Raw genomic sequence first — 14,638 nt, 5'->3', positions numbered from 1 at the left:
ACACCCCCAAGCGATCGTGTCTTAACGCTGGGTGAAGCTGAGTACTCAGCTTGCAAGCGGAGTACTCAGGTTGTCAAGCTTGGTCTGGAAACTGTCGCCGCCAGTCACCCGGGAGCCGCACGTGGCCCAGCCCGCATACCTGCGCATCGCCGATGACCTGCGACGCCAGATCGTCGAGGGCCGCCTCACGCCGGGCGACCGCGTGCCCTCCCGCCACCAGCTCGCCGAGCAGCACGACGTGTCCGACCGCGTCGCAGTCGAGGCGGTGCGCCTGCTGGTATCCGAGGGCTACGTCGAGACCCGCTCCGGATCGGGCACCTACGTCCGCCACCGCCCGCAGGTCCGGCGCCTCACCCGGTCGTGGTACCGGGAGCGGCGGGGCTCGCCCTTCGCCGCGGACATGCAGACCCAGGGTCGAGCCGGGACGTGGCGCTCATCGTCGGAGACGACGACCGCACCACCGGCCATCGCCGACCGGCTCAGTGTCGCCGAGGGCGCCGACGTCATGCGGACCGCCTACACCTTCCTCGCCGATGGGGAGCCCGTCATGCTCTCCACGAGCTGGGAGCCCCTGGAGCTGACGCGCGGCACGCCGGTGATGCTGCCCGAGGCCGGGCCGCACGCCGGCGCCGGTGTCGTCGCGAGGATGCGGGCGATCGGGCAGACGGTGACGCTCGCCGCCGAGATCGTGACCGCGCGGGCGATCCTCGCCGAGGAGGCCGATCGGCTCGGCGAACCGATGGGGTCGATCGTCATGGTGATCCAGCGAACCTACTCGGGCGACCGACCGGTGGAGACCGCGGACATCATCGTGCCGGTCGACCGGTACGAGCTGGCGTACGTGATTCCGGTGGACTGAAGCGGCCGGCTATAGGTAGCCGATCCATCCCAGTAGGAAGACTAGGGCGGCGAGGAGCCAGTAGAAGGCCGTCACGCACAGGGCGGTGACAGCCGTCCGACGCCAGATCGATGGCGACGGCACGTTGCGCGAGGCGGGGGCGGGCTCGTCGTAGTAGTAGAGGTAGCCGGTGGCGAGGTGGCCGTGCGTGATCTCGGCGAACCGGGCGGTGTCGCCGCCGGACGCCTTCCATGTGGCTTTGCGGACGCGGCGCCTCGCGGTGATGCGGGCGTAGTAGTGGGTCCGGCGGGCGTCGCTGGTGAGCATCTCGTCTCCTGACCGGAGACGAGAGACCTGGTTACAGCACCACTGGCCACCTGCGCTAATCCCTGGTCGTGCACCGATTGACCTGGGAGCTAGTGCTCTGCCAAGCGAGCTAAAGCCCCTTGCTTCCCGCGGGTCTGCGGCGGGGCAAGCCTACCCGTGGTCGGCGGTCACCGTGTCGGCGACGGGGGCGGGGAGGATCAGAGCGGGAAGGGCGGCGACGCTGGGGAGGACGTGGGTGGCGCCGGCGGCGACGAGGCGGGCGCGGTCATGGGCGCCGGTGAGGACGCCCGCCACGATGGACGCGCCGGAGCGGCGACCGGACAGCATGGCGTTCGCGGTGTCACCGCAGACGGCGATGTGGCGGACGTCATCCACGCCGAGCCGGAGGGCGGCGGTGAGAAGGAGGTCGGGCCACGGACGGTCGCGCGGCACGTCCTCGGGACAGAGGGTCAGGTCGACGCGGTCCCACCAATTGAGAGTGTCGACGATGCGGGCCTGCGTGTTGCGTCCGAAACCGGTGAACAGGCAGACGCGGACACCGGCGGCGCGGATCCGCAGGAGGGCGTCGGCGGCGCCCGGAACGGGTTCCAGGCCGCGGCGGTCGATGAGATCGTCGTAGGAACGCTGGAACGCCAGGTTCGCCGCCTGGGCGCGGGCCTCGTCGAAGAGCGAGCGGAAGACACCGAGCTTCGATGTGCCGCGGGAGTCGACGAAGCGCGCCAGGGCACGGTCGTACGCCGCCGTGCCGGAGACGATCCCGAGCGCGGCGATCGCCTCGGCGAAGGCGGTGCGGACGGCGTCGCCGTCGACGACAGTGGTCCCGGCGAGATCGAGGCAGGCGACGGTGATCGGGGCTGCTTCGCTCACGCCGGGGCCTTGATCGCCGGTCTCTGGGTGAACGCTTGTCATCCTCCGTGCCCGTGCGAACAGGCCGGATGAAAGTTGTTCAGTTTTCGGACGACGTGGCCTCGGTCCACAGGTCCAGCTCAGCGCGGTCCTGCTGCAGCCGGCGCCAGACAGCGAAACCACCGAGTGCGACGACGGCGAGGATGAGCAACTTCTTCACGGTGGGACCCCTTCACCTCGGCTATTCATTCAGCCCCGGGGAAAGGATTACCTCAGTGCCTGCTTCCCCCCGGGCTCTCCGCAGCCTAGCAACCGTTCCCGGGCGATCCGCACCCCGTCACCGTTATCGGACCCAACGTCCACACTTGGTGCGGGTGCCGTCACCTCCAAGCCACCTGGCCGGGACGACCGTCGCGGCCCCCTTGATCGGCGAGCCTCTGCGGTTGGACGAGCGCACCGATCGGACGGCCTGGTTCCTACCGGGGCGTCGAGGTCACCGGGGACGCGGCGCCGCTCGTCCTGTGGCGGTGGGCAGGCCATGCGAATCCTTGCGGCAATTGGGCGAGGAACGGTAGGGACAAATCCGGATCCCCAGGTGATAATCCGGACAGTCCCGCTTGATCAACGGGACGAGTCGGGCGCAACGTCCCCCTGGGCGGCACCCCCCGCCTGCCGTCTGCGCCGCCGCGAGGAGGTCTGCCATGTGGACGGGACGGACGACGGCGATCGGGGCGGCGGCCGTGACCGTCCTGTCCCTGACGGCGCTGCCCGCGCGAGCGGCGGACCCCAAGGACGCGACGGTCGTGCCGGTCCAGGTCACCGGCGACCCCGCCAAACGCTTCAACCTGGTGATCCTCGGCGACGGGTACACACCGGCGGACATGCCGAAATTCCGCACCCACTACGCCGAACACCTCAATGACCTGTGGACGATCGAGCCGTTCAAGTCGTACCGCAGCTACATCAACGTGTACGCGGTCGAGATACCGTCCGGGGAATCGGGGGTGAGCTGCGACCCGTCGCTGTCGTCCCCACGCCGCAAGACGCCGCTGAGCATGGCGTTCTGGAGCGACTGCCGGACGGACGGCGTCCAGCGACTTCTCCTCATGGACTCCGCGGCGGCCAAGACGTACGCGGACCTCGTCCAGGGGACGACCACGGCGAACCGGCAGATCCTCGCCCTCGCCAACAGCGACACCTACGGCGGCGCGGGCGGCACCTACGCGACGGCGTCGGGCGGGAACGCGATGTCCGCTCTCATCGCACCCCACGAACTCGGCCACTCACTGGGTGCTCTGGACGACGAGTACGACTACTACCAGCGTGGGGTGCCCGGTGGGACGTACACCGGTACTGAGCCGGAATCCATCCACCACACGCTGCTGACCGAGCAGGAGATGAAGTCACAGAAGAAGAAGTGGTGGCGGTGGCTCGGTGAACGGAGCGAATCCGGAGGAACCATCGGACGCTACGAAGGTGGGCTCTACTTCAGTAAGGGCGTGTGGCGGCCGAGCCAACACTCGATGATGAAGTCACTCGGCTACTACTTCGACCAGGTCTCGCGTGAGCGGATGACGGAACGTATCGCGTCCAAGGTCAACCTCGTCCAGGACCACACCCCGACGACCGCGCCCGTCGGCGACGACCGCGTCCTGTGGGTGGAGACGATGCATCCGACCGGTCACCAGTTGACCGTCACCTGGACGGTGGACGGAAAGACCGTGCACAACAAAACGAACCTCGACCTGTCGAAGCTGAACCTGAAAGAGGGGACGCACACCGTCCAGGCCACAGTCACCGACCCAACGGCCTTCGTCCGGGACCCGGCCATACGTTCGTCGGCCGCGCTCCGTCAGGTACGCACATGGACGGTCGACACACGTGTGACCACCCCGCCAGACAACGCACCGGTCGATTTCAGCTCGTCCACACCGACTGACAAGCCCGTCGGAAGCGACTCGGTCGTATACGCGGAAACAACTCACCCCGTGAAGAACGTGCCCGTCGTCCGATGGGAAGTCGACGGAAAACGCGTGAGCGGCGGCGACAGGAACATCGATCTAGGACGGCTCCGCTTGTCGAAGGGCACCCACCAGCTGGTGGCACGCGTCGATTCCAAGAGCCGAACCTGGACGATCGACGCCCAAGCCCCCACGGTGAAGTACGAACTGTCCAAGGCCGCAAAGACCCGGACACGTCCCGGCCGTACACCCGAGTACGTCTTCGACGGTCCGTTCACCATGCGCCTGACCGGCTCGGACGACCGTCCAGGTGTGGTGGTCTCCGAGTTCCGCATCGACGGGGACGGCTGGTTCAACTACTTCGGTTGGCCGACCGACTCGTCCGCCCCCTGGCTGTTCACCGAGAACGGCACCGTCATCGACGGCCTCACCCACGGCAAGCTCGGCAAAGGCCGTCACACCATCGAGTACCGCGCCATCGACCCCGCAGGCAACATCGGAGCCCCCGGCAAGTTCATCGTCACCCTCCGCTAGCCACCTCTCCCCCTTCGACTACGACTCTCACCCGATAAGACATGCCATCAGCCAAAACACCGACCCACCACACGACAAGCCGGAACTTAAGCCCCGCACCTCAAGCACCCTCTGGGCCCCTCTTGGCGTCGTGGTACCCAGCCCAGAATCTGATGGACTTGATGCCCAACAGGCTCGCCACAGGCTGGCGTAACCCCACTCCACCGACAGCCCAGTCAAGTTCTGCCCCCGGCGCGGACATCTCCCTCGCCAGTGCTGGACGGGCACACCACAGCCCGACCGCACCACAAACAAGCACCTTGCCGATGCCGCTCCCTCCCCAACACAGACCCCCCCCGGGAACAGCACCGCCGAGTGGGCCTCGACTGAGTGACGCCCAGGAGGCAGGCACTTGGATCGGCCGAGGCGTTCGGGCCGGTGCCGGAATGTTCGCTACCGGCCGTACAGCCCCGAACCGTCACCTTGGCTGGGTGGTTTCGTTTTGTTCGCTGTGGACGTCGCGCCGGTGTTGCGCCTGATCCTCTGTGGTCTTCGTGGATGGGGCCGCTGAGGGGCGGTCCGCGCTGCGATTCGCGGTGGCGAGGACGGAGCCGCCGAGGATCAACGCGAATGAGGCGACGATCGTCCCGGTGAGGGGCTCGCCGAGGAAGGCGATTCCGGCGACGACCGCGACCGCCGGGTTCACGTAGGTGAAGACCATGCCCCTGGACGTGCCGACCTCGCGGAGCAACTCGAAGAACAGAATGAAGGCGAGTGCCGTGCACACCAGGCCGAGCCCGGCGAGGGCGACGAGGACACGGCCGCTCGGCATCGACCCGGGCCATGTCGCGGCCGCCGGGACGGTGTAGATGAGTGCGGCGATGGTCAGCGCGAACGCGGCCAGTTGCAGGCTGGGGAGGTCCCGCATGTGCCGGACGGCGATCACCGGGGCGATGGCGTAGCCGAGCACGACGAGCAGGACCTCGCCGATCGCCCACGCGCTGCCACCGCCGAGATGCGGCCCGGCCAGCACACCGACACCGGCCAGCCCGACCAGCAGCCCCGCCCACCGCACCGGGCCGAGCCGCTCCCCGTCGCCGGCGAGCATGCCCACCAGCACCGCGACGATCGGCACGGCGGCGATCAGCAGCCCGGTCATGGAGCTGGTCAGCCGGTTCTCGGCGTCCGACAGCAGCGCCCACGGGCCGAGGATCTCCACGGCGGTGAACACCAGGAGCGGGCGCCAGTGTCGGCGGACGACGTCCAACTGCCCGGCCCGGATCGCCAGCGGCAACAGGACGGCGGCGCCGAGCGCGGTCCGGGCGAACACCACCATGGGCACCGAGACTTCCTCGACCGCCACCTTGATCATCAAGTAGGGCGTGCCCCAGATGACGCTCATCAGCGCGAACAGCACCCAGCCACGACGACTCACCACGACCTCCGTTCTCCGTCCACCCGTCGCTGCACGACCGGGGTAACGGAAATCAGGATGCGCGCAACCGGACGATGCCGTCTTGAACGCTGTTGCGGTACGCGCCGGGTGTGACGCCCACGACACGCCGGAACCATCTTGTGAGGTGCGCCTGGTCGGCGAACCCGACGAGCGTCGCCGCCTCCGCGGGCCGGTGTCCGGCGTCCAGCAGCGCTCGGGCCCGCGTCACCCGATGCTGGGCGAGCCACGCGTACGGCGGCATGCCCACAGCGTCACGGAACGCGCGCAGCAACTGGTAGCGCGAGAGGTCCAGGTCTGCGGCGACCTCGGCGAGGGTCGGCGGGTCGAGCATTTCGTCGGACAGGCGTGCCGCGACCAATCGGGCGATCCGGGTGGAGTCGGCCCGCCGGTGCCGCGGAACCTCTACCGGACCCGAGCCCCCGTGGCGCCGGACGAGTGTGCCGAGCACCCCGAGCAGTCGGGATTCGCCCTCCAAGGCGTCCTGGCCGAGCCGCAGGGCCCGGTGCGCGAACCGCAGCGCCTCACCGAGTTGCCGATCGTCGATGATCGGTTCCCGGAAATGCGGCCACACCGGCTCCTCGTCGGAGGTCGTCGCGGCGCCCAGCAACCCGGCCCCGGGGTAGAGGCACAGGTAGGAGAACCCTTCGGCACAGGCCGGACCACCCGTGTGCGTCTCTCCCGGCTCGACGATGACGACGGTTCCGGCATCGGAGTAGATGCGCTCGCCTCGGTAGTGCATCGTCTCCAAGCCGGAGAGGGTCACGCCGATGGCGTACTCCTCGTGGATGTGCGGCGCGTAGTGTCGACGGCCGATCCGCGCCAACAGCAGGTCGAGCGGCGCCCCTTGAATCCCGTCGACCCGCGTCCACAGCGTCCGATCATCGGTTCGCCCGCCCGCCACTCTCCCCCCGGCGGGCCGCTCATCCTGGAGTTCGTCAGCTCGATACACACTTCTCCCCTGCCCCTGGACGAACCGAGCCCCCGCCGAAGGCCGCCAGCCCATCAACGCCCCGCCTTTCCGGGGTTCTTCGCCGGCGCCCCACACCCGGAACGCGACGTACTCGGCAACGCCTCTGAAAGAGCACGCCGCTCCGACCAACCCCCGAAACTCCTGACCGGCGACCCGCACCCAGGACACGACGTCCTCGGCAACGCGACTGGAAGAGCACGCCGCTCCGACCGGCTGCCGGAACTCCTGACCGGCGACCCGCACCCAGGACACGACGTCCTCGGCAGCGCTCCCTAAAGAGCACGCCGAGCCGTGACGAGATGATGTGGTCGCGCTGTGCCCACCGGCTCATGACGAACTGTGGCGGAGGCAGGGCCACCGGGGTCTCCAGCCGGTGCGAAACGCCGTGGGCGGCCACCGGTGTCACGTCGCTTGGCGATGGAACTGGTGTCAGGCTGCGAGCCGGCGGGCCGAGGGGAGGCTCGTCAGGCCGAGAAGACGTGCCGGATCCGCCATCGGTCTTCGTCACGGCCCAACTCCGCGACGGCCACGCCTTCGGCGCCCGTGACGCGGACGCGGTAGACCCGGCCCTCCGGAGCCGTCCCGTAGGTCTTCAGGACCTCGTTCACGGCGTAGCGCGTCCCCCGCCACTCGTAGGCCGTGAGCCGGCCCACCGTGTCGTGTTCGGCCCGGATCGGCTCGTTCAGCAGCTTCCCCATGCCGGGAGACTAGCACGCATTCGAACTGGTGTTCGCAGGTGAGGAGGGGTTTTCGGGGCCTTCCCGCACCGGCGCCGGGCCATCGCGAACCCGCAGGTTCCTGCGGGGCCGGGCGTGGCGCGGTGGCTGACGTCATGAGGCCATTTAGCCGGAACGGGACGGCCGTGTACAGGGTGCCGGGGACCACCTCCCTCGTTCCGGCGGTTCGGCACGTACCGCCGGGAAAGGATCGGAACAGGGGATCGAGGGGGACTAATGATCAACGGGGCGCATGTCATCATCTACAGCCGCGACGCCGAGGCCGACCGAGCGTTCATCCGGGACGTCCTGGGGTTCGCCAACGTCGACGCGGACCACGGCTGGCTGATCTTCAAACTGCCACCGGCCGAACTCGCCGCCCACCCCACCGAAGGTGAGCCGCGGCACGAGTTCTATCTGATGTGCGACGACATCCAGAGCACGCTCGAAGGGCTGGGCGCCCGTGGCGTCCAGGTGGACGTGCCCGTCACCGAGCAGAGTTGGGGTCTGCTCGCCGCGATCAGACTGCCCGGCGGCGGGGAGTTGCCGATCTACGAGCCGCGCCATCCGGTGGCGAAGGACCTCTAGGCCTATTTATCCACAGGCTGGGGACAACCTCCGTACACACCTCCTTCGCCACGTCGGCAGGCGTTCGAGGGGGTCGCGTCCACAGACGGATCCCCAGAACAGCCCGCTCTTCCACGGGATTCGCGACGTTTGACTCGTCGTCCCCTCCAGCATCGGTCAGAGCGGAGGGCCATGCACGGAATCCACAACCTGTGGATAACTTTTGTGCACAGCCTGGGCACAACCGGCGATCACACTGTCCACCATTCTTCCCCAGGTCGTCCCCAACCGGTGGGACCACTCGTCCACACCGTGGATAACGCGTTGACCAGCGGATAAGCCCCCTGCGCGACACCTTCCCCCACACCCCTTTCACAGACTGTGGACGACCGGCCTCCACAACCCCGGTCGACAGGTGGACAACGCTGCCCACCGACAATCCCCAGCCATGTCCCCAACCGCGGGTGATCAGACTGGAAGTGCGCGCCCGGTTCGGGTTACCTGAGATCCGAGATCGACATCGGGCTCGTCCGCGACCTCCACACCCAACTCAAGGGGCAACTCCGAGACTGCGCATCGAGTTATCCACAACCTGTGGAAGATCGCCCCACTTCACCCTTGACCTGCGCCGACCAGCCGCCTGACCGTGATGACAGCGCGACTCTGGTGTGAACATCCAGCTGTGCCAGAAAGTCCCCCGCGCCCTTAGACCGCCGCGGGGGCGGGCGCCGGGGGCGTGCTGCGGGAGAAGTCGGTCGTGGTGAAAGTCGGCCTTTTCGCTGGTCGTTCGGGCTCCGGCAGTTCGTGTTGGCGCACCGCCGGCGCGTCGACGAGTACGGAGACGAACGAGGCGGACCGGACGGGCGTGCATCCGGCCCCTGCCGCGTCCGCCCGGGACGCTCGAAGGGGGCGAGCGTCGGGTGCGGCGCCTACTGGCGGAACGGGTGGGGCGAGTTCTCGTGGAGCTCCTCGACTAAGCCGCTCGGGACCGCTGCCGTAGACCGGCGGCCGTACTGCCGGGGGAGAGGCAGCCGGTGCGCAGTGGGCGGCGGCGCTCCCGCAGAGCCGTCGCAGCGTGGTCGGGGAGGCTACCGACGGCCATTTCGAGCACGAAGTACGAGAAAGGAAGCCGCATGCGCATGCGCTCGGCTCTGCTGGCGTTGACCATGGCGACCTTCGGCGTCGGGGTCCTGAGCACCGGCACGGCGAACGCCGCCTCTCTGACGGCGTCCATCACCTGCGACAGCGCGACCAACCGGATCTCGACCCGGCTGACCGGGCCGTTCATCTCGAACCGATCCTTCGTCGTGAGGTTCACGGTCCTGACCGGCAGCCGGGTCACGACCGGCGGCGCGATCGGCCCGCTTCCGGAGTCGGGTAGCAGCGTCTCGGTGCCGATGACCACCGGGTCCGACCCGAATGTGGACGTCGCGGGCTACACAAGAAGTTGGAACGCCTCCGACTATGCCTTCTACAGCGAGACCGTCCGGGTGTCGCTCCTCACCCCGGAGGGGGTCCAGTACACATACCGTGATGCGTCCTGCAGCCGTGACGAGCGCACCACGGTCCAGCTTCGCTGTGACCCCGAGGCGCGTACCATCACCGCGACCACGACGGGCGTGAACTTCGCCCAGAACCGTCCAACTCAGACGGAGTATCGCTGGCTCACGACGCATCAGGCGGAGAAGAACAGCCCGCGGTTCTCCGGCCCGTACGGGGACGACCGGCCGTTCGTGACCCGCAGGGTCACGGTGTCCGAATCCGGATCCTGGTCCGACACCGGATACGTCCATAACATCAGCGAAGACCCGTACTACTACGACCAGACGGTCACGTTCAAGGTCCGGGACGTCTGGTCGAACCTCCTGGTCGGGCAGGGCACCGCTTACTGCCTGTACGCCAACAAGGGTCGCTGACGCGGCTCCCGCACAGCCGGATGCTGCCAGGCCTGCGCGGCGGCCGAGACCCCACTCCGACAGACGTGCGCTAATGCCCGGCAAGGTTCTGTCCACAACCACGGCATCGGGCGGCCCGCGCTGAAGGTCGTGCGGTAGGCCGCGGCTGCGAGAGATCACGCGGACAAGTCCCGTTGGTCGATGACCGGCGGGGCTCTCCGCCGTCCACCCATATTCCGTCGTCGACGATGCCGCGCGGCGTGTCTGGGGTGCGCGAGACCGCAGTCGCGGCTGACACGGTCCGGCCACAGTGGCCGCACTACCGACACACCCGGCGAGCAGCGAGAACGCGCACAGGGCGATGATGCCAAGGCAGGGGCACCTTTACGCTGCCGTGTTGATGGCGGGTAGCCCTGCGATCAAGGATCGGTACGACCGCCTGCAAGCCCGGCGACGGCGAGGGAGGCCGCTGGACGGCTGGTTCTGAACGAGCTTCAAGGCGCGGAAACGGCAGGCCTTACCGAGGTGCCTGGGATCGGTGGGGATTGAACCCACGACCGCCTGTATATATAAGACAGGTGCTCTTACCGGGGGAGCCGTTCGGGACGGCGGAGAGCTGAGCCGTTGCTGTCACTACCGCTGTCAAGAGCCTCCGCCGGTGACTTGGTGGGGGCTTGAGCTGGTGGGCCTAGATGGACTTGAACCATCGACCTCATCCTTATCAGGGATGCGCTCTAACCGACTGAGCTATAGGCCCGGGTTGTGCCGCTGTGCTGGCGGCGCAACGTGAGGTTACCCCATCTGGCAGGGCAACCGGAAATCGGTTACTCGGCCTCCTTGAGGGTCACTTCGACGCCGCCGACGAGGTCCGCCGCGAGGTTGTAGATGACGGAGCCGACCGTGGACAGGGCGGTGATGAGGAGGACGTTCAGGGCGCCCACGAGGACCGTGTAGCCGAAGACGCGGAAGAAGGAGAACCAGTTGCCCGCGTCGACGCTGCCGGTCGACTCGCCCTGTTCCTTCGTGAGGCTGTTGATCGTGTCGCTGATGGCGTCGAACACCCCCAGGCCGGACAGGATCGCGTACAGGACGATCACCGCGACGAGGAGGACGACGAAGCAGACCAGCGACATGACGAAGCTGAACTTCATCACCGACCACGGTTCGAGCCGGGCGAGTTGCAGTTGGGCCTTGCGGGCCGACTTGCCGCCGGTCGTGGTGGTGGACGGGCGTTTCACCGGGCTCGTCGACGGGGGACGGTCTTCGAGGACGGTCCCGGCGAAACCCGGGCGGTTCGAGCCGCCCGACGACGACGTGCCGGAGCCGGAGTTCATGCTGGGCGAGCCGCTCGGTCGCGACGTGCTGAACGGCCTCTTCAGCTTCTCCTTCCGTCCCGCGGGGGGCGGGTCGGACGGCTTTCCGGCCGGGCCGGAGGAGCGGCTGGGCGTGGTCGACGTCGACGTGGCGGTCGAGGTGGAGCGGGCGGGTGTGGCGCTTCCCGAGGTCGAACCGGCGGGCCGTCCGGTGGACGACTTGTCGGAGGGCGCCGGGTCGGTGGGACGCGAAGCGGGTTCGGCCGGGGTGCCCGTCGACGGTGTCGAGTCGACGGGCTTGTCGTCCTTGGGCGGTTCGGTGGTGTCCTCGACGGGAGCGATCTCCGGCGAGTCGGTCTTCTTCACCGGCTCGTCGACCTTGGTCAGGTCGGTCCTGGTCTCGTCCGCGCCGGGCGTGATCTCCACGGTCGCCTCGTCCCGGCCCGGCTTGGCGGACGCCGCGGACACCACCTTGCCCGATTTGGACGACTTACGGGGGCGTTTGGCGCCGGGTTCGGCCCCGGGCTTCTCGGCGGGACCGTCCGGCTCATCCGTGCCGGGCCCGTCCTTGCTCTTGCCGGGCTCGGTGCTCACGTGTCCTCCTGGCCTAGCGGTTCGGTGACGAAGGCGAAGGAAATGACGCGACCGGAGTGGTGTGCGTCATTCACCGTCGCTCCCCTCTGCCTCGTCTGAGTCCTCCATGGACTCTACGTTCCTCGCGATGGCCACCACGCTGTCCCCGTCCGCGAGGTTCATCAGGCGGACGCCCATGGTCTGCCTGCCGGACTGCTTGATCTCCGCGGCCGTGGTACGGATGACGCCGCCGTTGGACGTCATCGCGAACACACCGTCGTCCGGGCCCACCATCAGAGCGCCGACCAACATTCCGCGAGATTGCACGATCTTAGCGGTGAGAACGCCCTTACCCCCACGTCCCTGCAAGGGGTACTGGTCGATGGGGGTCCGCTTGGCGTAGCCGCCCTCGGTGGCGACCAGGACGTCCTGGGACGAGTCCTGCACGACCAGCATGTTGAGGACCTCCTGGTCCTCGTCGAACCGCATGCCGATGACGCCGGACGTGGCGCGTCCCATCGGTCGCAGCGACTCGTCGTCGGCGCGGAAGCGGATCGCCTGGGCGCCGGTGGAGACCATCAGCAGGTCGTCGTCGGCGGAGACGAGCCGCGCGGCGATGACCTCGTCGTCCTCGACCAGGTTGATCGCGATGATGCCGCCGGTGCGGGGGGAGTCGAAGTCCTGGAGCGCGGTCTTCTTGACGCGGCCCTTCTTCGTGCCGAGGACGAGGTAGGGCGCCACCTCGTAGTCGCGCAGGTCCATGACCTGGGCGATGTGCTCGTCCGGCTGGAAGGCCAGGAGGTTCGCGACGTGCTGGCCGCGGGAGTCACGTCCGGCGTCGGGCAGTTCGTACGCCTTCGCCCGGTAGACACGGCCCTTGTTCGTGAAGAACAGGATCCAGTGGTGCGTCGTGGTGACGAAGAACTGGTCGACGATGTCGTCCTGCTTGAGCTGCGCGCCACGGACGCCCTTGCCGCCGCGCCGCTGCGCCCGGTACAGGTCGGTGCGGGTGCGCTTGGCGTAGCCGCCGCGGGTGATCGTGACGACGACGTCCTCTTCGGCGATGAGGTCCTCGTACGACACGTCGCCGTCGAACGGGATGATCTGCGTGCGCCGCTCGTCGCCGAACTTCTCGACGATGGGGGCCAGCTCGTCGCCGACGATCCGGCGCTGCCGCTCCGGCGAGGCCAGGATGTCGTTGTAGTCGGCGATCTCCGCCATGAGCTTGTCGTACTCGTCGGTGATCTGCTGGCGTTCCAGGGCGGCGAGCTTGCGCAGCTGCATGTCGAGGATGGCCTGCGCCTGGATCTCGTCGATCTCCAGCAGCCCCATCAGGCCCTGCTGCGCCTCCTGCGCGGACGGCGACCGGCGGATCAGGGCGATGACCTCGTCGATGCGGTCGAGGGCCTTCAGCAGGGCGCGCAGGATGTGGGCGCGCTCCTCCGCCTTGCGGAGCAGGAACCGGGTGCGGCGGACGATGACTTCCACCTGGTGCGCGACCCAGTGCCGGACGAACTGGTCGATCCGCAGCGTGCGGGGCACGCCGTCGACCAGCGCGAGCATGTTCGCGCCGAACGTCTCCTGGAGCTGCGTGTGCTTGTACAGGTTGTTCAGGACGACCTTGGCGACCGCGTCGCGCTTGAGGACGATGACGAGGCGCTGACCCGTCCGGCCGGACGTCTCGTCGCGGACGTCCGCGATCCCGTCGAGCTTGCCCTCCTTCACCCCGTCCGCAATCTTCAGGGCGAGGTTGTCGGGGTTGACCTGGTAGGGCAGTTCGGTGACGACGAGGCAGGTGCGGCCCTGGATCTCCTCGACCTCGACGACGGCGCGCATCGTGATGGAGCCGCGGCCGGTGCGGTACGCCTCCTCGATGCCCTTACGGCCGACGATCAGCCCGGCGGTCGGGAAGTCGGGGCCCTTCACCCGTTCGATCAGCGCCTCGAGGAGTTCCTCGTCGGACGCGCCGTAGTTGTCCAGGTACCAGCGGACGCCCTCGGCGACCTCCCGCAGGTTGTGCGGCGGGATGTTGGTCGCCATTCCCACCGCGATGCCCGCGGACCCGTTGACCAGCAGGTTCGGGTACCGGGACGGCAGGACGTCCGGTTCCTGCGAGCGGCCGTCGTAGTTGGGGGAGAAGTCGACGGTCTCCTTGTCGATGTCGCGCAGCAGCTCCATCGCGAGGGACGCCATGCGGCACTCGGTGTAGCGCATGGCCGCGGCGGGGTCGTTGCCGCGCGAGCCGAAGTTGCCGTTCCCGTCGACCAGCGGGTACCGCATCGACCAGGGCTGTGCCAGCCTGACCAGCGCGTCGTAGATGGCGGAGTCGCCGTGCGGGTGGTAGTTCCCCATGACGTCGCCGACGACGCGGGCGCATTTGAAGTATCCGCGGTCGGGCCGGTACCCGCCGTCGTACATCGCGTACAGGACGCGGCGGTGCACGGGCTTCAAGCCGTCGCGGACCTCGGGCAGCGCACGTGCGACGATGACCGACATCGCGTAGTCGAGATAGCTCTTCTGCATCTCGACCTGGATGTCGACGGGTTCGATCCGTTCGCCGGGGCCGTCGCCCTCTGTGGTCACGTCCGTCACTCTGAAGACCTCTTCTGCTCGTTGGGATGCAAGTACGGTCGCCTGTGGGAGTCAGGCCGGGAACTCAACCG

12 protein-coding genes and 2 tRNA genes are annotated in these 14,638 nt (G+C 68.2%); 4 read left to right on the top strand and 10 right to left on the bottom strand.

Going from position 1 to position 14,638, the window contains the following annotated elements; translation table 11 throughout:
• Positions 1-121 precede the first annotated feature (121 nt).
• Positions 122-859 (top strand): GntR family transcriptional regulator, encoded by a 738-nt coding sequence (locus tag D0T12_RS01580; RefSeq protein WP_117397428.1) that lies wholly within the window; start codon positions 122-124, stop codon positions 857-859.
• Positions 860-868: 9 nt separating this feature from the next.
• Here the strand turns inward: D0T12_RS01580 and D0T12_RS01575 are convergent, their stop codons facing one another.
• The 3 genes from D0T12_RS01575 to D0T12_RS36310 form a co-directional block, all read right to left on the bottom strand.
• Entirely contained in the window at positions 869-1,165 is a 297-nt protein-coding gene (locus D0T12_RS01575) for a hypothetical protein (protein ID WP_117397427.1), read from the bottom strand.
• 150 nt (positions 1,166-1,315) lie between these two features.
• Positions 1,316-2,032: an HAD family hydrolase gene (locus D0T12_RS01570; protein ID WP_233525795.1), complete on the bottom strand. Its 717-nt coding sequence runs from the start codon at positions 2,030-2,032 to the stop codon at positions 1,316-1,318.
• A 79-nt stretch (positions 2,033-2,111) separates the two neighbouring features.
• Positions 2,112-2,231: a DLW-39 family protein gene (locus tag D0T12_RS36310; protein WP_233525794.1), complete on the bottom strand. Its 120-nt coding sequence runs from the start codon at positions 2,229-2,231 to the stop codon at positions 2,112-2,114.
• A 481-nt stretch (positions 2,232-2,712) separates the two neighbouring features.
• On the opposite strand from D0T12_RS36310, the gene D0T12_RS01565 reads away from it, so the two are divergent.
• Positions 2,713-4,506, top strand: a complete 1,794-nt coding sequence (locus D0T12_RS01565; RefSeq protein WP_117397425.1) for a M64 family metallopeptidase — start codon at positions 2,713-2,715, stop codon at positions 4,504-4,506.
• A 457-nt stretch (positions 4,507-4,963) separates the two neighbouring features.
• On the opposite strand, the gene D0T12_RS01560 is transcribed toward D0T12_RS01565, so the two are convergent.
• The 3 genes from D0T12_RS01560 to D0T12_RS01550 all read right to left on the bottom strand — a co-directional run bounded on the left by D0T12_RS01560 (position 4,964) and on the right by D0T12_RS01550 (position 7,609).
• The gene (locus D0T12_RS01560; RefSeq protein WP_117397994.1) at positions 4,964-5,920 is read right to left on the bottom strand and encodes a DMT family transporter; all 957 of its coding nucleotides are present in this window, start codon (positions 5,918-5,920) and stop codon (positions 4,964-4,966) included.
• Positions 5,921-5,972: 52 nt separating this feature from the next.
• A complete protein-coding gene (locus D0T12_RS01555; RefSeq protein WP_233525793.1) occupies positions 5,973-6,890 on the bottom strand; it encodes a helix-turn-helix transcriptional regulator in 918 nt (305 codons plus the stop codon).
• A gap of 485 nt (positions 6,891-7,375) precedes the next feature.
• Positions 7,376-7,609, bottom strand: coding sequence for a hypothetical protein (locus D0T12_RS01550; protein ID WP_117397424.1), 234 nt, complete (start codon positions 7,607-7,609; stop codon positions 7,376-7,378).
• 255 nt (positions 7,610-7,864) lie between these two features.
• On the opposite strand from D0T12_RS01550, the gene D0T12_RS01545 reads away from it, so the two are divergent.
• Both D0T12_RS01545 and D0T12_RS01540 read left to right on the top strand, forming a co-directional pair.
• Positions 7,865-8,215 (top strand): VOC family protein, encoded by a 351-nt coding sequence (locus D0T12_RS01545; RefSeq protein WP_117397423.1) that lies wholly within the window; start codon positions 7,865-7,867, stop codon positions 8,213-8,215.
• Between the two features lie 1,112 nt (positions 8,216-9,327).
• Positions 9,328-10,110: a hypothetical protein gene (locus D0T12_RS01540; RefSeq protein WP_117397422.1), complete on the top strand. Its 783-nt coding sequence runs from the start codon at positions 9,328-9,330 to the stop codon at positions 10,108-10,110.
• A 516-nt stretch (positions 10,111-10,626) separates the two neighbouring features.
• On the opposite strand, the gene D0T12_RS35190 is transcribed toward D0T12_RS01540, so the two are convergent.
• From D0T12_RS35190 to gyrA, 4 genes are all read right to left on the bottom strand, one after another.
• A tRNA-Ile gene (locus D0T12_RS35190) sits at positions 10,627-10,687 on the bottom strand.
• 82 nt (positions 10,688-10,769) lie between these two features.
• Positions 10,770-10,846 (bottom strand) — tRNA-Ile (locus tag D0T12_RS01535).
• A gap of 67 nt (positions 10,847-10,913) precedes the next feature.
• Entirely contained in the window at positions 10,914-11,996 is a 1,083-nt protein-coding gene (locus tag D0T12_RS36305; protein WP_233525792.1) for a DUF3566 domain-containing protein, read from the bottom strand.
• Positions 11,997-12,062: 66 nt separating this feature from the next.
• A complete protein-coding gene (gyrA, locus tag D0T12_RS01525; RefSeq protein WP_117397421.1) occupies positions 12,063-14,567 on the bottom strand; it encodes a DNA gyrase subunit A in 2,505 nt (834 codons plus the stop codon).
• Between the last annotated feature and the right edge of the window lie 71 nt (positions 14,568-14,638).

It is taken from the genome of Actinomadura spongiicola, assembly GCF_003432485.1.
Classification (GTDB): domain Bacteria; phylum Actinomycetota; class Actinomycetes; order Streptosporangiales; family Streptosporangiaceae; genus Spirillospora; species Spirillospora spongiicola.
Note: the sequence above shows the minus strand (reverse complement) of the source record. Positions and strands in the feature narration are given on the sequence as shown.